The organism is Candidatus Pelagibacter bacterium nBUS_49, assembly GCF_051200925.1.
GTDB lineage: Bacteria > Pseudomonadota > Alphaproteobacteria > Pelagibacterales > Pelagibacteraceae > Pelagibacter.
On sequence record NZ_CP172837.1, the window covers coordinates 1281761 to 1302442 of the forward strand.

Below are 20682 nucleotides of genomic sequence, written 5' to 3' on the forward strand. Positions count from 1 at the left end.
AAGCATAATGAATTCTAAAAAACTAGGTAATACTGATCTTGATGTAAGCACAATTTGTCTTGGCACGATGACTTGGGGTGAACAAAACACTCAAGAAGAAGGTTTTGAACAAATGGATTACGCTTTGGACCAGGGTGTAAATTTTTGGGATACCGCTGAACTATACGCAGTTCCACCAAGAGCAGAAACTTATGGTCATACTGAAATCATAATTGGAAATTGGTTTAAACAATCCAAAAAAAGAGACAAGGTTATTTTAGCATCAAAAGTTGCTGGTCCCATGAGAGCTTATTTAAGAGGTGGTGGAAATAACTATGGCTTAGATAAAATGACCGAAGCCATTAATGATAGCTTAAAAAGATTACAAACAGATTATATCGATCTTTATCAACTTCATTGGCCTGAAAGAAATACAAATATGTTTGGTCGTCTTGGGTATGAACACAAAGAAAATGGTGAATGGAATAAATTTGAAGATGTTCTTGGTAATCTTAAAAGATTTGTGGATGCAGGAAAAATTAGAGAAGTTGGCCTGTCAAATGAAACACCATGGGGTGTTTCTAAATATTTAGAGTTATCAAAAGAAAAAGACTTACCAAGAATGATGTCTATTCAAAATCCATATAGCTTACTAAATAGAACTTACGAGGTTGGTTTAGCCGAAATATCAATTAGAGATGAAATAGGTCTTTTAGCATATTCGCCATTAGCTAGTGGTTACTTGTCTGGAAAATACAGAAACAATCAATTGCCAAAAAATTCTAGAATTGAGAGAGATCCAGATTTTTGGACAAGATACGCAAAACCAAATACAGAAAAAGCTGTTGATGCTTATTATGAAATAGCTAACAAACATGGTCTTGACTTAGCTCAAATGTCGTTAAAATTTTTAGAAATTCAACCTTTTGTTACCTCCATAATTATTGGTGCAACAACTATGGAGCAGTTGAAAACAAATATAGAAAGTGTAAATATAAATTTATCTGATGATGTCATTAAAGAAATTAATAACGTTCAAACAATTTATCCAAATCCATGTCCATAATTAAAAAAATTTTGCAAATTTTACCAATAATTTTTATTTGTACTTACAGCCAACTATCTGCAGAGGAGGTAAAAAAAATTGGTAAATATAAAGATTGGGAATCAATGGTTATATTAGAAGCTACTGGTAAAGTTTGCTTTGCACAATCTTCACCTATTTTACAAGGTCCAAAATCAAATAACAAAAGAGATGCTAAATTGTTTATTGCTTTTAGACCTGCTGAAAAAATTATAGATGAAGTAAGTGTGACTGCAGGCTATGAATTTAATAGCAACACAGTGACAGCACAATCAGGTAAAAATAAATTCAAATTTGACATTAAAGAACAAGGTTTTGCTTGGATCGCAGATACTAAGATTGAATTTAGAATGATTAAGAGAATGAAAAAGGGATCTAGAATTATGATCACTGGTTACAATCAACAAGGCTCTCAAACAATCGACCATTATTCTCTGCTAGGCTTTACTAAAGCTTACAATGCTACAAAAAAAGCTTGTAGCTAAGTTAAAAATTAATGAGTGATAATAAAATTCATACTCTTTGGCCATTATTTATTGGAGAATTTCATAATCCAAATCACCAAGAGGTGAAAACAGATTTAATTGAGTTTTTTAAGCAATATGAAAGCAAAAATAAAAATTCAAGACAAGGAATCGAAAATTCCAACCTATATGAAAGTAATTACTATATTCATAAAGAAAAAAATGAAGCTATTTTAAAAATTACAAATTTCATAGCTGAGTGTTTTTTAACAATGACAAAAAATATTAATAGAACAGAGCTAGATAAAATTGAAAATAAAAAATCAAATCTAAATGTAAAAATAAAGAATTCCTGGTTTATTAGATATAATAAAGGTGGCGCTGTAACCCCTCATGACCATGGTGGTTGCACTATGAGCTGCGTTTATTATGTTCAAATTGGTGATGATTCAGATTTAAACAATGGATCAACATATTTTTTAAGACCTTTTAATAGAGGATTTTCTCATAAAGATTTTGCTGGATTGAGATACAACAAAAGTTCAACACATTTTAAAGCAGAAGAGGGTAAATTATTAATATGGCCCAGTTTTATAATGCATGGTTCTAAGCCATATCTAGGAAAAAAAGATAGAATAATTATTTCAGCGAATGCTGATATTGATATAGAAAATTAAAGATGAAGAAAAAAATTGTTTTAGCCTATTCTGGGGGTCTCGATACTTCCATTATTTTAAAATGGCTTCAGGAAAATTATGATGCAGAAGTAATTTGTTACACTGCAGATGTAGGTCAAGAAATTGATAGAAAAAAAATTATAACAAATGCAAAAAAATTTGGAGTTAAAAATATTATAATTAAAGATTTAAAAGATACATTCGTCAAAGATTATGTATATCCAATGATCAGAGGTCATGCGATTTATGAAGGCGTTTATTTATTAGGTACATCAATAGCAAGACCACTTATTGCAAAAGATCAAATTAGAGTTGCTAAAAAATTTAAAGCTTATGCAGTTTCACATGGAGCAACTGGAAAAGGGAATGATCAGGTTCGATTTGAATTGGGATATCATTACTTTGGACCCAGTATAAAAATTATTGCTCCATGGAGAATTTGGAAATTAAAATCAAGAACAGATCTTATTAATTACGCAAAAAAACATGGGATATCTATTCCAAAGGATAAAAAAGGAGCTCCTCCTTTTTCAATTGATGATAATTTATTTCATACTTCAACAGAAGGTAAGGTATTAGAAAATCCAAAAAATTCAGCACCTGAGTTCATATTTCAAAGATCCGTTTCACCTGAAAAAGCTCCTAATAAACCAAGCTTTGTAACTATCAATTTTAAAAATGGTGATCCATTCGGTATAAATGGGAAAAAACTTTCTCCAGCAAAATTATTGGAAAAACTTAATCAGCTTGGAGGGAATAATGGAATTGGAAGAGTTGATTTGGTTGAGAATAGATTTATTGGAATTAAATCTAGAGGAGTATACGAAACTCCAGGAGGTACATTGTTAATGCACGCACATAGAGCAATTGAATCTGTTACTTTAGATAAGGAAACAATGCACAAAAAAGATAAGGTAATGCCAAGATATGCAGAGTTAATTTATAACGGATATTGGTATTCAAAAGAAAGATTTAAACTTCAAAAAATTGTAGATCTTAAAAAGAATAAAGTAAATGGTTCAGTTAAACTAAAACTTTATAAAGGAAACATAACAATAGAATCGAGACAAACTAAAAGCTCTGCTTATTCAATGAAAAAAGTTTCTTTTGAAGAAAATAAAACATTTAATAAATCTAATGTTGAAAGATTTATTAACTTTCATAAAAAAAAACTTCGTTCTTAAATTAATGAAAATAAATGTTTTTGCAGACACTATTTGTGGATGGTGTTTTATTGGGCACAGAAATTTGAATACTGCCTTAAAAAAATTTCCAAAAGTAAAGTTTGATATTAAACATATTCCATTTCAATTAAACCCGGATATGCCAATTGAGGGAATTTCTAGAGATAAATATTTAGAAATAAAATTTGGTGGAAAAGATAATGCTACACCCATGTATGAAAATATGAGATTGAAAGGAAACGAGTCTGGTATTAATTTAAATTTAGATAAAATAAAAAAAACTCCTAATACTATCCTTTCTCATTTATTGATTATTTTAAGTGAACAATTCAATTTACAGAATGAAATTAAAGAAAAAATATATCAATCATATTTTATTAATGGACTTGATATTGGAGATATCAATGTCTTGATTGATATTGCTAAGGAAAATTATATTGCAGAAAATATTTTTAAAGATTTCATTAATGAGAAAAATATTGAACTTATAAATTCAAAACTATCTACAGCTAAAGAGAAAAATATCAGTGGCGTTCCTTTTTTTGAGATAGGAAAAGATTTTATTTCAGGTGCTCAAAGCTCAATTCAATTAGAAAACGTTATTAAAGCAAATTTAAACTAATATTTAGGACAATTTAACAATTGTTATAATTTTAAAAAATTATAACTTAGTCCCATGGAATCACTAAAAAACTGGATGGTAGATGCAGCAAATATTTTATTCGATGACAGTAAAAATGATCTAAGATCTTTGCCAAGATCTGTAAGATTACAAATTTTGTTAGTTTTAAGTTTTATATGGACAACAGTTTTTAGCTTATATATTTTTTCTTATACAACTTTTGCATTTGGTTGGGCGGGGCTTTATATTGCACATATCGGTTTAATATTTGCAGTCTACATGACCTTTAAGCATTTTCATAAAGCAGAAGAAAAATCTAGCAGTGTCTTTCAAACAAAAAACTTTGACCCCTTTAAAATAATGGTAATTGTTTTTGTCGTAGTATTCATTTTTGTATTCTCTAAAGGAATTGAGGTATTAACTAGCCCTAATCCAAGTTCTTATTCTATTCCTTATGATGGACCATCTAAATCGGTGTTTGAAAAATGGCTTCCATTTAGTAAAGATAAGTAATGGAAAAAATAGCAAAAAACTTACAGCTTGCATTAATGTGTATTATTTTAATAAGCACAGTAATTGCTGTTGGTATGGAAATTAAGAATATGTTTCTTAACCAATCAGTAACATTGGCTGATTTGCTTTTAATGTTTCTATATTTAGAAGTTCTTGCAATGGTAAGAGTATTTTGGGATCAACAGTCAATCAGTATAACTCTACCTCTATTAATTGCCATCACAGCTCTAGCAAGATTTATAATATTACAAGGAAAAGAAATGGACCCAACAGCATTAGTTTATGAGGCTGTTGCAATAGTTCTTATTGCGGCTGCAATTGTAATTCTAAGATTAAGGCACAGTGATAAATTGGGTCTAAAAAGAAAAAAATCAAAATAATTTAATATGATGTTTGAAGCCTCAAGGGCTAAGGCTGTTGATAAATTAAATAATTTTGTAGAAAATAATTTAGTTGATTATTCAAAGCTAAGAAATTTTGATTTTGGACCTAGTAATAGATCAAATATTTCCTGTCTATCTCCATACATAGCACACGGAGTAATAAATGAATTAGAAGTAATTGATAAATCTCTTAAAAAATTTTCATTTGCAAAGAATGAAAAATTTATTCAAGAGGTTTTATGGCGAACTTATTGGAAAGGTTGGCTTGAACTAAGACCAAATGTTTGGTCGGATTATCTAATAGAATTAGATAATGTTAGAAATCAATTTAAAAACAATCAAAATTATTTAGATGCTATTAAGGGAAAAACAGACATAGACTGCTTCAATCAATGGGTAGCTGAACTTAAAGAAAACAACTACCTCCATAACCATACTAGAATGTGGTTTGCTAGTATTTGGATATTTACACTAGAACTACCGTGGCAGCTAGGTGCAGAATTTTTTATGCAACATCTTTATGATGGTGATGCTGCATCGAATACACTTGGCTGGAGGTGGGTAGCTGGGGTTCAAACTCAAGGTAAACATTATCTGGCAAGTGAATGGAATATAAATAAATTTACTAACAATAGATTTCAAAACATAAAGCTTAATGAGAATGCCACACCAATATTCAGTGATAAAAATTTTTCAGTAATTAAAAAAGATTTTTTAAATTCTGAAATTTTAGAGGATCAAACTTTGTTAATATTTGAAAATAATATGGCTTTTGAATTTTCTGATTTTAAAGAGCATAAATTTAAAAAAATTTTGTTAGTCTTAAATAATACAAATAGAGCCATTAAATTAAGTGAAAAAGTATTGAAATTTAAAGCTGATCTTTTAAAAGATCAAAAAACAAGGTTAGAGGAAAAATCAATTAACTGCGAGATTATTAACATTAGTGATTTAAAGAATATTGCTGAAAATGTTTATGGTCTTTATCCTACTGTTGGTGAAAATTTTGATTTTATTCAGAACAATAATTTAAACAATATCAAATTATTATATAGAAAATTAGACCAGTTTTCTTGGCAATATTGCAATAAAGGTTTTTTTAACTTTAAAAATTATATTCCAAAAATTATTGCTAAATTTAATTAAGCTAAAAAGGTTTTAATACCGTCTAAAATATACTGAACACTTAATCCTACAAGAATAATAGCTACCACTCTTGAGATAACACCAATTATTTTTTTATTTATTATTTTAGAAAACTTTGAAGCTATAAAAAAAATTATAAAAGTTAAAAATAAAACAATTACTAATGAAAACATTCCTACTGATTGATTTGTAAAATTAATTCCAATATCTGAAACAGAGACAATTACTGAGGTAATAGCTGCAGGACCAGCAATAATAGGTGTTGCTAATGGAAAAATACTAATATTATCAGAATTAAGATCTATATCTTCTCCTTTTCTTTGTTGGCGCTTATCAAACAACATTTCAATTGCAATTATCAATAAAATAATTCCACCTCCTATTGTAAAAGCTGGGTAAGAAATATGTAAATAGCTTAACAGTGAGCTTCCAAGTAACGCAAAGAATAACAATATAATTGTTGCTATTATAGTTGCGCTAACTGCTACTTTAATTTTTTGTTTTGTCTCCATATGTTGAGTGATACTCAAAAATAATGGAGTATTCCCCAACGGATCAATAACGATAAAATATAAGAAAAAAGTTTGAATAAAAATTTCAGACATGTGGTTTATTTATCTTTTTAAAATATTATTACAATTTAAATTAAAACCAACGTATCATTCCAATAATACCAGCTGTTGCATAAAAAAATTGCAACAAAAGTATTCCTTTATGGCCTCCTCTATAGGCCCAAATTCCAATCAATATCGCTGATAAAAGCAATAAGCAGAAGCCAAAAAATTCTATTCCAATATTTAATGCAACAAACAACGAATATAAAATAGCAGTAGTCACACCTGCCCATTCAAAAAATTTATTACTCATTATAATTTTTTTATTTGTTTAAAGTTTTTATCAAAATTTATTTTTTTTAAATAATTTAAAAATCTTTTTTTATTTCTTGGCCATTCTTTATCTAAAATCGAAAACCAAGCTGAGTCTCTACTTCTACCTTTGAAAATAAACATCTGTCTAAACACACCTTCAAATCTAAAACCTAACCTTAAAGCTGCTTTTTTTGAGGCTGAATTTAAATTATTACATTTCCACTCGTATCTTCTGTTTCCCAAAACATCAAAGGCATTTTTCATCATCAAATACATTGTTTCAGTTCCCTCAACTGAATTTTGTAAAAGAGGAGAATAATTTATATGTCCAACTTCAATTGAACCATGATCAGGCTCAATTCTTAAATAACTTGCCATCCCACAATATTTCTTATGTCTCTTAGAATAAATTGCATAAAAAAAAGGATCTTTGTTTAAACATAATGATTTAAGCCAATTTATAAAACTTAAATAAGCTCTAAATGGACCGTAAGGTAAGTATGTCCAAATTATATTCTTTTTATCTTTTGAATATTCTAAATATAGATCTTTTGCATGTTTGCTGACGCTTAAAGGCTCAAGGATTGTATAATTACCAACCAATCTTTTTTTTATTGGCAGCTTTGCTTTTTTAAATTTTACTTTGGGGCCTAGTTTTAGTTTGATCATAACATCTTTTTAAAATTATCATAAAGAGTCTTAGAATAATTATTCATATCAGACATATTATCTTTTGCTGCATTGTCAAATTTTTCCAAAGCACCCTCTCCCAACTGATCTTCAAGGGCTTTTTTATATTCCGGAACACAACCCCACTCATTAACTGTGGTACCTTTAATTTCTATGTGAAATTGAATTCCATAAGCGTGGTTTTGGTATTTAAAAATTTGATACTTAGTTACAGGAGACGATGCTAACAAAGTTACATCTTTATTATTTTCTATTCCCTGCACCTCATATGAATGCCATTGTAAACTTTTGATTTGTTCTGGAAATTTTGAAAAAAAATTATCCTTATCTCTTTCTTTGTTAAAGTTGATATCCATAATTCCAATTTCTGGCGTACTAGATTTAACTACTTTACCACCTACTACTTCACCTAATAACTGACAACCAAGACAAAAACCTAAGTAAGGTTTTTTTAAATTGATAACAAATTCTTTAATTGCTTTTTTTTCTTCAATTAACCAAGGATATTCTTTTTCCATATAAGTATCCATTGGGCCACCCATACAAAACATTCCATCAAATTTACTTAGATTATTTGGAATTTTTTCACCTTCATCAAGTTCAATAGTGGTTAACTTGACTCCATCAGCCAACATTAAATCCTTAATATAGCCAGGATCTTCAATTTTAATATGTTGTAAAACAATTATATCCACTAAAGTTTAGCTTAACTTAGAGCACTTCTTAGAGCAATATTTTACTCTATCCCAATTTAACTTCCATTTTTTACGCCAAACAAAAGGTCTTTTACATACAGGGCAAATTTTTGAGGGAAGATTTTCTTTTTTCAATTTAAATTTCTTTAAAATTTTCTTTCCATTTTTTTAGTGCATCTTCCCAACTAGGGATGAGGTCATCCTCATATCCATAAACAGAACCAGTTCCAATAGATCTAAAATTTTTCATAGCTAATGAATGATGCTTTCCTCTTAAGTAATCCATCATTTTACTCCTATTCTCCCAAGCTGTTAAGGTGTGATAATAATTATTAATCTTTTTTGAATCACAAAACAAATTACCATTTGCTTTTCTTGCTGCAGTGAAACTTGGTAGCGTATATCTCATAAATTTTAGCATTCCAAAAAAACTTTTGGTTTTTATACCTGTTATTGAAATATACATTATGCAGTATTTAATTTTATGAATTTGTCTGCTTCAGATAAAATCATTTTTTTTCTTTCATCTTTCATTTTATCAAAAATACGAACCATCATTGATAATCTTGGATTTGTTAAAAAGAACTTTCTATTTCGATCAATAAACCTCCAATACAAACCATCCATCGTACTACACCAATCACCTTTTTTAAAATCCATCATTTTCATAAAATAAGCAGATCCACAGATATAAGGTTTGGTTGCAAAAATTCCACCATCACTAAATAAACCCATCCCATAAACATTTGGAACCATCACCCAATCAGAAGAGTCTACAAACATCTCCATAAACCATTTATAAACATAAGTTGGTTTTACTTCACAAAGGTTCATTATATTTGATAGAATCATTAACCTTTCAATATGATGAGACCAACCATATTCTGCTGCATTTTTAATAGCATGATCCAAAGGTGGTAGACCTGTAGTTCCATCATACCAAGAGTTCTTCATTTTTCTATTTTGTTTAAAAAAGTTTTTAGTTTCCATTTCATCAGAATAGCTTTGGTAAATACCTCTCATAAACTCCCGCCATCCAATTACCTGACGAATATATCCCTCAAGCGAGTTCATTCTTATTTTATTTTTCTTATGAGAATCCAAAATTTTTTGAATAATAAATTCAGGGGTGATCAGACCTAAATTAATATAAGGACTTAGAGCACTGTGAAATAAAATATTATCTTTTTGATTAACGGCATCTTCATAATCACCAAATAAATTTGATTTTTCTTTTATAAAAAAATTTAAAAGTTTAACAACATCATCATATTCTGTTGCTAACCAAAAATTACCAGTACTTCCAGGATGGTCTTTGAATAATTTTTCAATTATTGGTTTTAATTTTTTTGTATGAGTAGTTTCAGTAATCTTCGGAAATTTTGGGATTGAAATATCTTTGGGTAATTTATTTCTATTATCTTCGTCAAAACTCCACTTACCACCAATTGGGTTTCCGTCTGCACCCATTAAAATTCCAGATTTTCTCCTAACTTCTTTGTAGAACGTTGCCATAAATGGCTTTTTTGATTTTCCTAAATAACTTTTAAACTCATCTCTTGAGTTTAAAAACATTGGAGTTTGAACAATATTCCAATTAATTTTTTCTTTTTTTAAAAACTCTTTAATTTTTTTTTCAAAAAATTTATCTTCAACTTCAAAACTTGAAATCTCTGTAATTTTATTTTTAATAATTATTTTTTTTAGCTTTTTGAAATAATCATCTTTGAAATCCTTATCTTCAATTTTAAGATAATCTAATTTTAGTTTATTTTTCTTTAAATTGTCTGCATAAGAACGCATAGAAGATAGGAATAGTAGGATTTTTTGCTTATGATGTTTTTCATAAGTGCATAATCCATTATCTTCCGCCATAAAAAATACATGATCCTTTTTGAAGCGGTCTAAGTATTTTAATGGAAATAACTGATTACCAAGTATAAAAAATAATTTCATAATTAAATATAACTAATAATAAAATTTATGTCAGAAAAATATCTAATCTTTGGTGCGACAGGTTCTATTGGCTCAAGTCTAGCTGAACAATTAAAAAATTCTGGAAATGATATTCACTTAATTGCAAGAAATGAAAGTGAAGTAAGTTCTATTGCAGAAAAATTAGGTTGTACATTTACAGTTGCTGATGTTTTGGAAGAAGATTTTATTGAAAAAGTTAAAGCAGACGTTTCTGAGATAAAGGGATTTGCATACTGCGTTGGTTCAATTGATTTGAAGCCATTAAGAATGATTACTGAACAAGATTTTAATAAATGCATGAAATTAAATCTTTATTCGGCTGTAGAGGCTATTAAAGGATATCAAGAAAGTTTAAAAAAAAACAAGGGTTCTATTGTTTTATTTTCAACAGTTGCAGCTCAAAGAGGGTTTACAAACCATGCAATTATTGCATCAGCTAAAGCTGCCGTTGAAGGGTTAACGGTATCGCTAGCAGCAGAATTTGCCCCAAACATAAGAGTGAATTGTATTGCTCCAAGTTTAACAAAATCAAAAATTGCTGAACCCATGCTTAAAAATACTACGATAGCAGAAGGTATTGCAAAAGCTCATCCACTAAAAAGATTGGGTGAAGGGAAAGACTCTGCTTCTCTTGCAAAGTTTTTAATTTCTGAAGATAGTTCCTGGGTAACAGGTCAAATTATTGCAGTTGACGGTGGTAGATCAAAACTATCTTAGGGTGAGAAAATATTTTTTATTAATTTTTTTTATCTTTTTTTCTTCATTAAGCTATTCTGATGATTATTCTTTAACCAAAATTACAGAATTAGATGAACCTTGGGGCTCTACATTCATTAGCAATAATGAAATAATTATAACTGAGAAAAATGGAAAAATAAAAATAGTTAATATTAATTCAAAAAATATATTTGAAGTTGAGCACAACTTGAATTTTTTAAATGTTGGACAAGGTGGATTATTAGATATTATTTACCAAGATAATAGTGTTTGGGTGTCGTATTCTGAAAATAGAGGTAACAAAAAAACAAGTACTTCAATTGCTAAAGCGGTATTAAATAAAAAAGAATTAAATTTTAAAAATATATTTCAAGCAAATCCTCCTATAGACTCGGGCTATCATTTTGGCTCTAGATTAGCGATAAAAGGTAAATATCTTTATGCTTCAGCTGGTGAAAGAGGAATGGGAATGATTGCGCAAGATCCCACAAAACACCCTGGTAGCATTATAAGAATTCATACTGACGGTAGTATTCCAAAAGATAATCCAAAGTTTGAGGGTAAATCAGATTGGTTGCCAGAAATTTATCAAATAGGTGTTAGAAACCCACAGGGATTAGCACTATCCCCTTATGATGAAAAAATTTATTTAAGTAACCATGGAGCAAGAGGTGGTGACTGGTTTGGTGAAGCAAAAAAAGGAGAAAAATATGGTTGGAAGATATTAGGATGGGGTGGGAAGAACTATTCAGGTACTAAAATAGGGCCAAAATGGAAGCCAGGCTATACTAAAGCTATTCAATACTGGGTGCCCTCAATTGCTACTAGTGCAATAACTATTTATAAAGGAAATGAGTTTAAAGAATGGAATGGACATGCTTTAATAACCTCACTTAAAGATAAATCCTTAAGAAAAATAATTTTTAATAATATATCTAACATAAGTGAAGAAGTTATTTTTAAAAATAAAATAGGAAGAATTAGAGATATTCAAGTACATCCAAACAACGGAAAAATTTATTTTCTAGCAGGAGATAAATTATGGTTAATGGAAAAAAATAATTAATTATAGATATGGAAAAAAAACCTTACCACCATCTTCCAGATGGAACCTTTAGGAATCCTGAAGGATCTCCAGTTAGAGCAAATGATGTAAAATTTTCCTATAGAACATTTATTAAAGAAAAAAAGAAAATTGATATTACTGTTCCAAAAGATCATGTCATCGATAAAAAAATTGTTAAAGAAAATTTAGAGAAATTTAAAGATGATGATTATATTGCTTGGATAGGGCATGCTACATTCTTAATTAAATTAGGTGAAACAACAATTATTACAGATCCAGTTTTTTCAAAAAATGCAGGACCTTTAATATTTGGTCCAAAAAGATATGTTGAGCCAGGTATTGAATTAAAAGAAATTCCAAAAACGGATGTATTTCTGCTTACTCATAATCATTATGACCACCAGGATATGTCGACTATTAGAGGATTTCCTTATAAAGATGCAAAGGTATTGCTTCCTCTTAAACTTGGTAAATATTTCAAAAAATACAAAGATGTTAACGAAATGGACTGGTATGACGAAATACAAGTTAATAATGATTTAAAAATTACATTATTGCCTGCAGTCCATTGGTCTAAGAGAAGTTTAACAGATACAAACAAAACATTGTGGGGAAATTTTCTAATTGAATATAAAAATAAAAAGATATTTTTTGCGTGTGATACTGGATATGGAAACATCTATAAAGACCTTGGGGAAAAATATGGTCCAATCGATTTATCAATGATTAACATTGGAGCATATGATTTTAGACCAATGTTTGATAAATCCATTTATCACACAACTCCTGAAGAAGCTCTTAATATTGCACAAGATTTAAAAAGTAAAAAAGTTTTAGGAACTCACTGGGGAACTTTTGTTTTATCTCTAGAACCTATTATGGATCCACCTACTCGATTTAAAGATAATGCGGAAAATTATGGATTTAAAAAGGAAGATGCAATCACATTTAATATTGGTGAAATAAGATCCTTCAAAGAGTTATTTTAAACTATAGTATTGTTATTCTGTGCATTATCCTATTTCCTTTAAAAGGAGTAGCTTGGTGAAGTATAGATCTATTATCCCATATTGCCAATTGATCTTTTTCCCACTCCAATGAAAATTGGAATTTCTTTTTTATTTGATGATTAAATAAAAATTTTTTTAATTTCTCCTTATTTTTTATCTCTGAACTAAAATCAATAAAATGTCCTGGGCTACAATAAATCGAATAATTTGAACTAATTTTCCTTATTATTTTGTGTGATGATTTAAGTTCCTTAATATCTTTTCCTTTTTCTTTTACTCTTTCTTTTGTTGTAACCGAAATTGGACCCTCAGACGAGTAATTGCCTTTAAGATTTTTAAATTTTTTTTTAATTGAATTTGGTAATTCTTTATAAGCAAGATATTGAGAACTAAATTCTGTATTAGCTTTTCCTTTTTTTGGCACAAGTTTTGACAATAACATCGTAAATCTTGGAGGATTTTTTGTATAAATTGAATCTGTATGAAATTGTTCACCAAAACTTGGGCCTTTATCAATTGATTTTCTTTGAACTACAGTAATTTGAGGAAATTTCTTATTTAAACCTTTCAATCTTGGATAGTTTGCTAATTTTCCAAAATATTTAGCAAATTTTATATAAAGTTTAGTAGTTAATTTTTGTTGTTTAAAATATACCATCCCATACTTTTTAAGCGCGCTCTTAATTTTTAAAATTTCTTTATTTGTAATTTCTTTTAAATTTACAACTATTTCTGCGCCAATATTTTTTTTATTAGGTTTTATTTTTAACATTTTTTAAAAAAAATTTTTTTAGGTGATTTATGGTTTGCTTGGGACTTTCTTCTGGAATGAAATGATCTGAATTAACCTCTATACCATATACTTTTTTATTTGTGTATTTTTGCCAAATTTTAATTGAATTAAATTGTTTTCCAACGACACCGTTTTTTCCCCAAAGAACTTGAATAGGAATATTCAATTTTTTTTTTCTATCTTTTTTATCGTGTTCTAAGTCTATAGTCGCTGCAGCTCTGTAATCCTCACATGTTGCATGAATTCTTTTTTTTTGCTTAAAGGCTCTTAAATATTCATCTTCAATTCTTCCAATCGCAAATTTGGATGATCTATTAAAACGACTTTTTAACCATTTTTTAGGATCTGCCATTATCATTTTCTCTGGAAGAGGTGCTGGTTGTATTAAATAAAACCAATGAAAATATCCCTTTGCAAATTTCATATCTGTATGCTCGTACATATCTAGAGTGGGACAAATATCTAACACACTCAAAGCTAAGATTTTACCTCTAAAATCCCTTGCCATTCTGTGTGCAACTCTTCCACCCCTATCATGACCTACAACATAAAATTTTTTAAAACTCAGTTTACTCATTAACTGAACCATATCTTTAGCCATTTCTCTTTTGGAATAATTTTTATGATTAATTCCACCTGATAAAACAAAACTATCTCCATATCCTCTAAGATCAGCAACTATCACGGTAAAATATTTACTGAGTTCTGGGGCAGTTTTATGCCACATTGCATGTGTTTGAGGGTAACCGTGAAGTAACAATAAGGGAGGACCGCTTCCTTTAAATCTACAAAAAATTTTTCCTTTATTTACTTTTATAAATTTTTTTGTAAATCCACTAAACATAATTAAGCTATTAGTTATTCAATAGTTTACTTTTCGCCTTTTCAAATTCTTCTTGAGTTAAAACTCCACTTTTATGTAATTCATTTAATTTGCTAATTTCGTCACTTAGGTCATTAGCGGTTGGTGAAGAAACTTGAGTTTCATTTTCCTCTTTTTCTTCAGGATTAACAGGTCTGTTATCAACTTTAGCTTTAAAACCTTTCATAATGGCTGTTCCACCTAAATAAAAAACGAACCCAAGAATTGGAATAGCTAAACCAAAAAAAATTAATTTTTCCATAAGTTAATCTTCATCCTCATCACGCCAGCCTTTTTGGTACATTAAATAACCAGCTAAAATTACAGAAAAAGTTCCAGCTATCATACCAAAGTCAAAACCAACTTGTTTACCATACAAATACCAACCTAACTGGGTTGCTCCAATTGGAACTGCGGTGAGCAGTATCATTATTATTCCAATTCGATATTCATACGGAGGTTTTTTCATTTAAAAACTCTATCAAATAAAAAAAGAAATTAATGAAGTTTTATCTATTTGAGACAATAAAACTTACTAATCAAAAAGTGTTTATTTTTGTGATCTTTTAAAACACTCAACAGTATTTTTTAGTAAACAAGCAATCGTCATAGGTCCTACTCCACCCGGAACAGGAGTTAAGGCTTTAGCTACTTTTGAAACCTCATCGAATGCAACGTCTCCAACCAATCCATTTTCAGTTTTATTAATTCCAACATCAATTACGATTGCATCTTTTTTAACCCAATCACCTTTCACAAGTTCTGGGATACCCACAGCTGCAACAATAATATCTGCTTCCAAACATTCTGCTTTTAAATCTTTTGTTCTTGAATGTGTGATAGTTACTGTACAATTTTCTTTAAGAAGAAGTTGTGTCATAGGTTTACCGTTAAGATTTGATCTTCCAACGACAACAGCTTTTTTACCACTTAAGTTTGGTTCAATTTTTTTAATCATTAAATAGCATCCAAGCGGAGTGCAAGGCACTGAACTCTCATAACCTGAAGATAAATTTCCTACATTCATTGGATGAAAACCATCTACATCTTTTGAGGGAGTAATTGTTTCAATTACTTTTTGTTTATCAATGTGTTTTGGAAGTGGAAGTTGAACCAAAATTCCTGATACACTTTCATCATTATTCAATTCTTCAATTTTTTCTAAAACAGTTTTCTCTTCAACTGTATCAGGGTATTTAATGACTTCAGATTTTAAACCTACTTCATTTGCTGATTTTTCTTTATTGCGAACATAAATTTGGCTTGGAGCCATGTCCCCAATTAGAATTACTGTTAAACCTGGAACCTTATTATGTTTTGTCTTTAATTCAGCCACTTCTTGTTTAAGTTCTTCTCTAAGTTCAGCTGCTGCTTTTTTTCCATCTATTAATATCATTTTACTTCCTTAAAAAATCATTGGTGCAATGTAGAGCTTCATACACATTTCAATAAACCAAATCAATAGTAGAAGAATAATTGGTGAAATATCTAAAGAGCCCAAGTTTGGCAGAAATCGTCTAATTCTATATAAAATTGGATCTGTTAAACGGTAGGTTAACTCTAAAATAGAATACACAAATCTATTTTGAGTATTTAAAACATTAAAAGCAATCAACCAACTGATCAATACATTTGCTATAACAACGTAAGAATAAAGTTTTAAAATTTGTAAAACTAAATAGAAAATAGCTATCATTTTTTTTCGATATAAATCGACTGACTTGGGAAAGCAAAAGAGGCTCCATTTTTTTCTACAATCTGCTTAATTTCAATTGCCAATCTCTCTTTAACTTCTAGTGAGTTACTCCAGCTGTTAGAATTGGTAAAACACCTCACCAATATATCTATTGAGCTGTCTGAAAATTTTTCAATTCTAACTGCAACCCCTGCTGATTGATTAAAATCATCACTTGAGTTTATATAATTTTCAATCTCTTCTCTTACTTTTTTAAGTTGATCTATTGTCGAGTCGTATTGAAGAGTAATTATCCATCTTATTCTCCAATTAGAAGTTTCACTTACATTTACCACTGCATTTTCTGCAAACTGAAAATTTGGGATTATCGCAAGTGACTTATCAAATTTTCTTATTGAAGTTGATCTGAAACCAATATTTTCAACAGTACCTTCGATAATTCCTTCAACAGCTATCCAGTCCCCAATTTTAAATCTTTTTTCAACTAAAACTAAAATACCTGATATTAAATTTTTAAATAAATCTTGTGCTCCCAATGCAACTGCTACACCAAATAAACCAAGCCCAGCAATAATTGGTCCAATCTTAATTCCCCACAACTCCAAAACTGCAGCAAGTCCTAAAATAAAAATTAAAATTTTTAAAGATTTAAGGATCCACCCAATTAGCTCTCTTGTTAATAACTTATCTAATCCACTTAAAATGTAAGAAATTGGTTCGATGATTTGATGAATGACCCAAAAAATTAATATTGTAATTAATGTTCTATTTATAGTGTCGACAATTTCACGACCATCACTTGAAAAAGTCATATAGTAACTTGCAATAAAAAAACCAAGAACAATTGGAAGAAATCTGGCGGGGCCTTCTAGAGCATGAACAAATGTATCGTCTAATTTGTTGGTAGTTCTTTTAGAAATTATCTCCAATTTTTTAATGATAAGCTTACTGATCAATCCTCTAAAAATTAAGAAAATAAAAAATATCCCAATTCCAATTAATATTTGAAAAATATCGACACCTAAAATTCCCTTTTTCCAAACCGATAAGAATGTATCAGAAAAATTATTTATTATTTCCATAGCTAAATTTTATATAACAAAAACTCTTCTTCTCCAGGATTAAAAAGAAATATCTTCTTCCACTTAATTTCATTCAATATTGACGAGGTTTTTTCACCAATACACATTAAATTTGTATTCATCCAAAGACTTTCTGATTGATGCATCTTAATAAAATTTAACAAACTTAAAGCGCTATTTTGGGAGTAAACATAAACCATATCAGGCATTTTAAGCTTCAATTGATTAACAAATTCATCATCGAAGTTTTGATTATGAATAGTTCGATAATTAATAACTCTTTTAACATTATATCCATCTTTCAATAATTGTTGATCAAGATCAACAGAAACAGTTTCACCACTTATATAAATTAAAGCTCCATCTTTTTGATTGAAATTTTGCAAAACCAACTCTTTTAAATTTGCAACATTACCTTCTGCAGCAATTACATTTTGAAAACCAACACTTCTAGCCTTTTTTTCAGTAGCACTTCCAACACAAAAACATAAAAGATTTTTATCAATATTTTTATGATCTAAAAATTTTACCGCATTTGTACTTGTAAAGATAATCCCTTTAAAATCTGAAAAATTTATCTCTTCATGATCTAGTTTATCTACCCTTAAGAGCGGAAGATGAGAAACTTCATGTCCCAAAGATTTAAATCTTATAATCATTTCAGAACAATCTTCTAAAGGTCTAGTTAATAAAATATGCATATTATTTTTTATAAGAATTATTTGATTTAACTTTTAATATTTTTCCAACCTCTTCACCAAGTGATTTAGCATTTTCAATTTTTGAAGATTTCTTTTCATAAAATCTCTGTTTACCATCTAAAGAGAAAAGTTCGGCTTCTAAAACAATTTTATCACCTTCGATAATAGAGTGAGCACCTATAGCCGTTTCACAGTCACCTTCTAAAACTTTGAGAACATTTCTTTCAGCATGGGCTCTTAAGTATGTCTTTTGATCATTAATGGAGTCTAAAATTGAAATAATATCTTTATTATCATTTCGACATTGAAGAGAAATTATTCCTTGTCCTGCACTTGGAATTACCTCTTGAGTAGAAAATATTTCTGTAATTTTATCTTCTATTGATAAAGATTTAATTCCCGCATAAGACAATATTATTGCATCATACAAACCGTCATTGAGTTTTTTAATTCGTGTATCAACATTACCTCTTATAAGTTTACATTTAAGATCAGATCTAATTTTTTTAATTTGAAATTCTCTTCTATAGGATGAAGTGCCAATTATTGCTTCAACTTGTAAGTCTTTAAGTTTCTTTTTATCTTTAGTTATTAATATTTCTCTTGGATCATTTCTTTCTAAAAATGTATTTGTTCTCAAACCATTAGTTTCGTTTGCCGGCATATCTTTTAATGCATGAACAGCTATATCGATTTTTTTATCTTGAAGTTCATTTTCTATGTTAGTTGAGAACAAACCTTTTCCACCCACTTCTGATAATCTTTTATCTTGAACCTGGTCTCCCTTTGTCGTTATTTCTTTAATTATTATGTCTTCATCATTTAAATCTGTATTTTGAACAATTTTATTTTTAGCAGTTTGGGCATATATTAATGCCAGCTTGCTCCCCCTTGATCCAATGACAATTTTCTTATTCATAAATAAATATATTTCTTACTTGTATTGAGATTGTACAATTAATAAAAACTATTTGAATGAGTAAAAAACCCTTAATTCTTGGAATTGAATCTAGTTGTGATGAAACAGCAGCTTCAATAATTACAGAAAATGAACAAGGAATACCAATAGTTTTATCCAATATTGTTTCAAGCCAAGTTGATGTTCATAAGGAGTTTGGTGGTGTTGTTCCTGAACTGGCTGCAAGATCTCATATGGAAAAAATTGATTGGATTGTTCAAAAAGCAATTGATGTTAGTGGAAAAAAAATAGAAGAGATAGATGCAGTTGCATCAACAGCTGGTCCTGGTCTGATAGTATGTTTATCTGTTGGTTTAAGTTTTGGAAAAGCTTTTGCATCTGCATTAGAAAAACCTTTTATTGCCGTTAATCACTTAGAAGGTCATGCCTTAAGCCCAAAACTAAATTCAGAACTAAACTACCCATATTTACTTTTATTAATTTCAGGTGGTCATTCACAATTTTTAAATGTTCAGGGTTTAGGAAAATATAAAAGATTAGGAACTACTATTGATGATGCCTTAGGAGAAGCATTTGATAAAACTGCTAAACTTTTGGGAATTGAATTTCCTGGAGGGCCTCAAATAGAAATTCTAGCAAAAAAAGGTGATCCAAATAAGTATGATTTGCCAAAACCTATTTTTAATAAAGGAGGATGCAACTTATCTTTTGCAGGCCTTAAAACAGCAATTTTAAAAATAGCAAAAAATATTAAAACTGATCAAGAAAAATTTGATCTTGCTGCTTCTTTTCAAAAAACAGTTGAACAAATTTTATATAAAAAGACCAAGATTGCATTTTCTGAATTTGAAAAACAAAACGATTTGCAAGAAAAAATATTTGTAGTTGCTGGAGGGGTGGCAGCTAATAAGAGAATTAGGTCTATGTTAATTAATTTATGTAATGAAGAAAATTATCAAAGTATGTTTCCGCCAATTGAGTTTTGTGGAGACAACGCAGCTATGATCGCTATGGTTGGTTTAGAAAAATTCAAATTAAAACTATTTGATAATTTAGATCATCCTGCAAAACCAAGGTGGTCTTTGGATGAAAAAGCTGCCTTTCTTAAAGGAGCAGGAGTACAATTATAATGCAATACTGGTTAATAAAATCTGAACCTGATGTATGGTCAATTGATCAACAAAAAAAAGCAGGTGCTAAAGGTGCGCCCTGGGATGGTGTTAGAAATTATCAAGCAGCAAAAAATTTAAAAAGTATGAAAAAAGGTGATCTTTGTTTTTTTTATCACTCAAATATTGGTAAAAAAATTGTTGGAATTGTTGAAGTAATCAAAGAGGCTTATCTAGATAAAACTGATAAATCAGGAAGGTTTGTAGCTGTTACAGTTAAATTTTTAGAAAAATTATCCAAACCTATAACCCTTGAAAGTATCAAAAAGTCTAAGGAATTAGGCCATTTGGCCCTTATTAAACAAAGTAGACTATCGGTAATGCCGATCGACTCTAAAAGCTGGAAAATATTAAATAAGATGAGTAAAGTTTAAATATAAAATT

At 29.2% G+C, this 20682-nt stretch carries 29 protein-coding genes; 13 read left to right on the plus strand and 16 right to left on the minus strand.

From position 1 onward, the window contains the following. Nucleotides 1-7 precede the first annotated feature (7 nt). From ACIJYF_RS06990 to ACIJYF_RS07025, 8 genes are read left to right on the plus strand one after another with little or no spacing between them, the layout of a single operon-like run. The gene (locus ACIJYF_RS06990) at nucleotides 8-1045 is read left to right on the plus strand and encodes an NADP(H)-dependent aldo-keto reductase (protein WP_435116394.1); all 1038 of its coding nucleotides are present in this window, start codon (nucleotides 8-10) and stop codon (nucleotides 1043-1045) included. Beyond that, a complete protein-coding gene (locus ACIJYF_RS06995; RefSeq protein WP_435116396.1) occupies nucleotides 1036-1548 on the plus strand; it encodes an invasion associated locus B family protein in 513 nt (170 codons plus the stop codon). Before ACIJYF_RS06990 ends, ACIJYF_RS06995 begins: the two co-directional genes overlap by 10 nt. Nucleotides 1549-1559: 11 nt before the next feature. Beyond that, entirely contained in the window at nucleotides 1560-2204 is a 645-nt protein-coding gene (locus ACIJYF_RS07000) for a putative 2OG-Fe(II) oxygenase (protein ID WP_435116398.1), read from the plus strand. A 2-nt stretch (nucleotides 2205-2206) separates the two neighbouring features. Continuing rightward, nucleotides 2207-3388 carry an argininosuccinate synthase gene (locus ACIJYF_RS07005; protein WP_435116400.1) on the plus strand — a complete coding sequence of 394 codons (1182 nt, stop codon included), beginning with the start codon at nucleotides 2207-2209 and terminating at the stop codon, nucleotides 3386-3388. 4 nt (nucleotides 3389-3392) lie between these two features. Further along, nucleotides 3393-4010 (plus strand): DsbA family oxidoreductase, encoded by a 618-nt coding sequence (locus ACIJYF_RS07010; protein ID WP_435116402.1) that lies wholly within the window; start codon nucleotides 3393-3395, stop codon nucleotides 4008-4010. 54 nt (nucleotides 4011-4064) lie between these two features. Further along, a complete protein-coding gene (locus tag ACIJYF_RS07015; protein ID WP_271483912.1) occupies nucleotides 4065-4523 on the plus strand; it encodes a hypothetical protein in 459 nt (152 codons plus the stop codon). After that, entirely contained in the window at nucleotides 4523-4903 is a 381-nt protein-coding gene (locus ACIJYF_RS07020) for a phosphate-starvation-inducible PsiE family protein (RefSeq protein ID WP_028036046.1), read from the plus strand. Before ACIJYF_RS07015 ends, ACIJYF_RS07020 begins: the two co-directional genes overlap by 1 nt. Nucleotides 4904-4909: 6 nt before the next feature. Beyond that, the gene (locus ACIJYF_RS07025) at nucleotides 4910-6052 is read left to right on the plus strand and encodes an FAD-binding domain-containing protein (RefSeq protein ID WP_435116404.1); all 1143 of its coding nucleotides are present in this window, start codon (nucleotides 4910-4912) and stop codon (nucleotides 6050-6052) included. Here the strand turns inward: ACIJYF_RS07025 and ACIJYF_RS07030 are convergent. Genes ACIJYF_RS07030 through ACIJYF_RS07060 form a run of 7 tightly spaced genes read right to left on the minus strand, consistent with a single transcriptional unit; the run spans nucleotide 6049 to nucleotide 10262 of the window. Next, nucleotides 6049-6657 carry a MarC family protein gene (locus ACIJYF_RS07030; RefSeq protein WP_435116406.1) on the minus strand — a complete coding sequence of 203 codons (609 nt, stop codon included), beginning with the start codon at nucleotides 6655-6657 and terminating at the stop codon, nucleotides 6049-6051. The genes ACIJYF_RS07025 and ACIJYF_RS07030 overlap by 4 nt on opposite strands. Before the next feature lie 40 nt (nucleotides 6658-6697). Then, nucleotides 6698-6919 carry a hypothetical protein gene (locus ACIJYF_RS07035; RefSeq protein WP_435116408.1) on the minus strand — a complete coding sequence of 74 codons (222 nt, stop codon included), beginning with the start codon at nucleotides 6917-6919 and terminating at the stop codon, nucleotides 6698-6700. Next, complete coding sequence (locus tag ACIJYF_RS07040; protein WP_435116410.1) at nucleotides 6919-7590, minus strand: GNAT family N-acetyltransferase; 672 nt, start codon at nucleotides 7588-7590, stop codon at nucleotides 6919-6921. Before ACIJYF_RS07040 ends, ACIJYF_RS07035 begins: the two co-directional genes overlap by 1 nt. Further along, the gene (locus tag ACIJYF_RS07045) at nucleotides 7587-8306 is read right to left on the minus strand and encodes a type 1 glutamine amidotransferase (protein WP_435116412.1); all 720 of its coding nucleotides are present in this window, start codon (nucleotides 8304-8306) and stop codon (nucleotides 7587-7589) included. Before ACIJYF_RS07045 ends, ACIJYF_RS07040 begins: the two co-directional genes overlap by 4 nt. A gap of 6 nt (nucleotides 8307-8312) precedes the next feature. Then, complete coding sequence (locus ACIJYF_RS07050) at nucleotides 8313-8441, minus strand: DUF2256 domain-containing protein (RefSeq protein WP_435085832.1); 129 nt, start codon at nucleotides 8439-8441, stop codon at nucleotides 8313-8315. A 1-nt stretch (nucleotide 8442) separates the two neighbouring features. Beyond that, complete coding sequence (locus ACIJYF_RS07055; RefSeq protein ID WP_435116414.1) at nucleotides 8443-8772, minus strand: hypothetical protein; 330 nt, start codon at nucleotides 8770-8772, stop codon at nucleotides 8443-8445. Further along, a complete protein-coding gene (locus ACIJYF_RS07060; RefSeq protein ID WP_435116416.1) occupies nucleotides 8772-10262 on the minus strand; it encodes a cryptochrome/photolyase family protein in 1491 nt (496 codons plus the stop codon). Before ACIJYF_RS07060 ends, ACIJYF_RS07055 begins: the two co-directional genes overlap by 1 nt. A gap of 27 nt (nucleotides 10263-10289) precedes the next feature. Here ACIJYF_RS07060 and ACIJYF_RS07065 point away from each other — a divergent pair, with 27 nt between their 5' ends. The 3 genes from ACIJYF_RS07065 to ACIJYF_RS07075 are packed head-to-tail and all read left to right on the plus strand — an operon-like array spanning nucleotide 10290 to nucleotide 13055. Further along, on the plus strand, nucleotides 10290-11000 hold the full coding sequence (locus ACIJYF_RS07065; protein ID WP_435116418.1) for an SDR family NAD(P)-dependent oxidoreductase: 711 nt from the start codon (nucleotides 10290-10292) through the stop codon (nucleotides 10998-11000). 1 nt (nucleotide 11001) lies between these two features. Continuing rightward, nucleotides 11002-12066: a PQQ-dependent sugar dehydrogenase gene (locus tag ACIJYF_RS07070; protein ID WP_435116420.1), complete on the plus strand. Its 1065-nt coding sequence runs from the start codon at nucleotides 11002-11004 to the stop codon at nucleotides 12064-12066. 8 nt (nucleotides 12067-12074) lie between these two features. Next, complete coding sequence (locus ACIJYF_RS07075; protein WP_435116422.1) at nucleotides 12075-13055, plus strand: MBL fold metallo-hydrolase; 981 nt, start codon at nucleotides 12075-12077, stop codon at nucleotides 13053-13055. A gap of 1 nt (nucleotide 13056) precedes the next feature. Here ACIJYF_RS07075 and ACIJYF_RS07080 read toward each other — a convergent pair whose 3' ends face one another. The 9 genes from ACIJYF_RS07080 to hemC form a co-directional block, all read right to left on the minus strand. Further along, nucleotides 13057-13848 (minus strand): TauD/TfdA dioxygenase family protein, encoded by a 792-nt coding sequence (locus ACIJYF_RS07080; protein ID WP_435116424.1) that lies wholly within the window; start codon nucleotides 13846-13848, stop codon nucleotides 13057-13059. After that, on the minus strand, nucleotides 13829-14713 hold the full coding sequence (locus ACIJYF_RS07085) for an alpha/beta fold hydrolase (protein WP_435116426.1): 885 nt from the start codon (nucleotides 14711-14713) through the stop codon (nucleotides 13829-13831). Before ACIJYF_RS07085 ends, ACIJYF_RS07080 begins: the two co-directional genes overlap by 20 nt. A 10-nt stretch (nucleotides 14714-14723) precedes the next feature. Continuing rightward, nucleotides 14724-14993: an SHOCT domain-containing protein gene (locus ACIJYF_RS07090; RefSeq protein ID WP_435116428.1), complete on the minus strand. Its 270-nt coding sequence runs from the start codon at nucleotides 14991-14993 to the stop codon at nucleotides 14724-14726. Between the two features lie 3 nt (nucleotides 14994-14996). Beyond that, the gene (locus tag ACIJYF_RS07095; protein WP_435116430.1) at nucleotides 14997-15200 is read right to left on the minus strand and encodes a hypothetical protein; all 204 of its coding nucleotides are present in this window, start codon (nucleotides 15198-15200) and stop codon (nucleotides 14997-14999) included. Between the two features lie 81 nt (nucleotides 15201-15281). Then, nucleotides 15282-16127: a bifunctional methylenetetrahydrofolate dehydrogenase/methenyltetrahydrofolate cyclohydrolase FolD gene (folD, locus tag ACIJYF_RS07100; RefSeq protein WP_435116432.1), complete on the minus strand. Its 846-nt coding sequence runs from the start codon at nucleotides 16125-16127 to the stop codon at nucleotides 15282-15284. Nucleotides 16128-16136: 9 nt separating this feature from the next. Continuing rightward, nucleotides 16137-16427, minus strand: a complete 291-nt coding sequence (locus ACIJYF_RS07105; protein ID WP_435116434.1) for a YggT family protein — start codon at nucleotides 16425-16427, stop codon at nucleotides 16137-16139. After that, entirely contained in the window at nucleotides 16424-17509 is a 1086-nt protein-coding gene (locus ACIJYF_RS07110; protein WP_435116436.1) for a mechanosensitive ion channel family protein, read from the minus strand. The genes ACIJYF_RS07105 and ACIJYF_RS07110 overlap by 4 nt, the downstream gene beginning before the upstream one ends. Nucleotides 17510-17511: 2 nt before the next feature. Beyond that, complete coding sequence (locus ACIJYF_RS07115) at nucleotides 17512-18210, minus strand: uroporphyrinogen-III synthase (RefSeq protein ID WP_435116438.1); 699 nt, start codon at nucleotides 18208-18210, stop codon at nucleotides 17512-17514. Between the two features lies 1 nt (nucleotide 18211). Then, nucleotides 18212-19129 (minus strand): hydroxymethylbilane synthase, encoded by a 918-nt coding sequence (gene hemC, locus ACIJYF_RS07120; RefSeq protein WP_435116440.1) that lies wholly within the window; start codon nucleotides 19127-19129, stop codon nucleotides 18212-18214. A gap of 56 nt (nucleotides 19130-19185) precedes the next feature. Between hemC and tsaD the strand changes: the two genes are divergently transcribed. Then, entirely contained in the window at nucleotides 19186-20259 is a 1074-nt protein-coding gene (gene tsaD, locus ACIJYF_RS07125) for a tRNA (adenosine(37)-N6)-threonylcarbamoyltransferase complex transferase subunit TsaD (RefSeq protein WP_435116442.1), read from the plus strand. Then, the gene (locus tag ACIJYF_RS07130; RefSeq protein ID WP_435116444.1) at nucleotides 20259-20672 is read left to right on the plus strand and encodes an EVE domain-containing protein; all 414 of its coding nucleotides are present in this window, start codon (nucleotides 20259-20261) and stop codon (nucleotides 20670-20672) included. Before tsaD ends, ACIJYF_RS07130 begins: the two co-directional genes overlap by 1 nt. Nucleotides 20673-20682 lie beyond the last annotated feature (10 nt).

Bases quoted from the DNA above. Each gene is read 5' to 3' on its own strand.
- ACIJYF_RS07130 (WP_435116444.1), top strand. From the start codon at position 20,259: ATGCAATACTGGTTAATAAAATCTGAACCTGATGTATGGTCAATTGAT.
- ACIJYF_RS07005 (WP_435116400.1), top strand. From the start codon at position 2,207: ATGAAGAAAAAAATTGTTTTAGCCTATTCTGGGGGTCTCGATACTTCC.
- ACIJYF_RS07060 (WP_435116416.1), bottom strand. From the start codon at position 10,262: ATGAAATTATTTTTTATACTTGGTAATCAGTTATTTCCATTAAAATAC.
- ACIJYF_RS07015 (WP_271483912.1), top strand. From the start codon at position 4,065: ATGGAATCACTAAAAAACTGGATGGTAGATGCAGCAAATATTTTATTC.
- ACIJYF_RS07025 (WP_435116404.1), top strand. From the start codon at position 4,910: ATGATGTTTGAAGCCTCAAGGGCTAAGGCTGTTGATAAATTAAATAAT.
- tsaD (WP_435116442.1), top strand. From the start codon at position 19,186: ATGAGTAAAAAACCCTTAATTCTTGGAATTGAATCTAGTTGTGATGAA.
- folD (WP_435116432.1), bottom strand. From the start codon at position 16,127: ATGATATTAATAGATGGAAAAAAAGCAGCAGCTGAACTTAGAGAAGAA.
- ACIJYF_RS06995 (WP_435116396.1), top strand. From the start codon at position 1,036: ATGTCCATAATTAAAAAAATTTTGCAAATTTTACCAATAATTTTTATT.
- ACIJYF_RS07040 (WP_435116410.1), bottom strand. From the start codon at position 7,590: ATGATCAAACTAAAACTAGGCCCCAAAGTAAAATTTAAAAAAGCAAAG.
- ACIJYF_RS07110 (WP_435116436.1), bottom strand. From the start codon at position 17,509: ATGGAAATAATAAATAATTTTTCTGATACATTCTTATCGGTTTGGAAA.
- ACIJYF_RS07000 (WP_435116398.1), top strand. From the start codon at position 1,560: ATGAGTGATAATAAAATTCATACTCTTTGGCCATTATTTATTGGAGAA.
- ACIJYF_RS07065 (WP_435116418.1), top strand. From the start codon at position 10,290: ATGTCAGAAAAATATCTAATCTTTGGTGCGACAGGTTCTATTGGCTCA.
- ACIJYF_RS07030 (WP_435116406.1), bottom strand. From the start codon at position 6,657: ATGTCTGAAATTTTTATTCAAACTTTTTTCTTATATTTTATCGTTATT.
- ACIJYF_RS07085 (WP_435116426.1), bottom strand. From the start codon at position 14,713: ATGTTTAGTGGATTTACAAAAAAATTTATAAAAGTAAATAAAGGAAAA.
- ACIJYF_RS07105 (WP_435116434.1), bottom strand. From the start codon at position 16,427: ATGATAGCTATTTTCTATTTAGTTTTACAAATTTTAAAACTTTATTCT.
- ACIJYF_RS07080 (WP_435116424.1), bottom strand. From the start codon at position 13,848: ATGTTAAAAATAAAACCTAATAAAAAAAATATTGGCGCAGAAATAGTT.
- ACIJYF_RS07035 (WP_435116408.1), bottom strand. From the start codon at position 6,919: ATGAGTAATAAATTTTTTGAATGGGCAGGTGTGACTACTGCTATTTTA.
- ACIJYF_RS07055 (WP_435116414.1), bottom strand. From the start codon at position 8,772: ATGTATATTTCAATAACAGGTATAAAAACCAAAAGTTTTTTTGGAATG.
- ACIJYF_RS07090 (WP_435116428.1), bottom strand. From the start codon at position 14,993: ATGGAAAAATTAATTTTTTTTGGTTTAGCTATTCCAATTCTTGGGTTC.
- ACIJYF_RS06990 (WP_435116394.1), top strand. From the start codon at position 8: ATGAATTCTAAAAAACTAGGTAATACTGATCTTGATGTAAGCACAATT.
- ACIJYF_RS07020 (WP_028036046.1), top strand. From the start codon at position 4,523: ATGGAAAAAATAGCAAAAAACTTACAGCTTGCATTAATGTGTATTATT.
- ACIJYF_RS07095 (WP_435116430.1), bottom strand. From the start codon at position 15,200: ATGAAAAAACCTCCGTATGAATATCGAATTGGAATAATAATGATACTG.
- ACIJYF_RS07075 (WP_435116422.1), top strand. From the start codon at position 12,075: ATGGAAAAAAAACCTTACCACCATCTTCCAGATGGAACCTTTAGGAAT.
- ACIJYF_RS07010 (WP_435116402.1), top strand. From the start codon at position 3,393: ATGAAAATAAATGTTTTTGCAGACACTATTTGTGGATGGTGTTTTATT.
- ACIJYF_RS07115 (WP_435116438.1), bottom strand. From the start codon at position 18,210: ATGCATATTTTATTAACTAGACCTTTAGAAGATTGTTCTGAAATGATT.
- hemC (WP_435116440.1), bottom strand. From the start codon at position 19,129: ATGAATAAGAAAATTGTCATTGGATCAAGGGGGAGCAAGCTGGCATTA.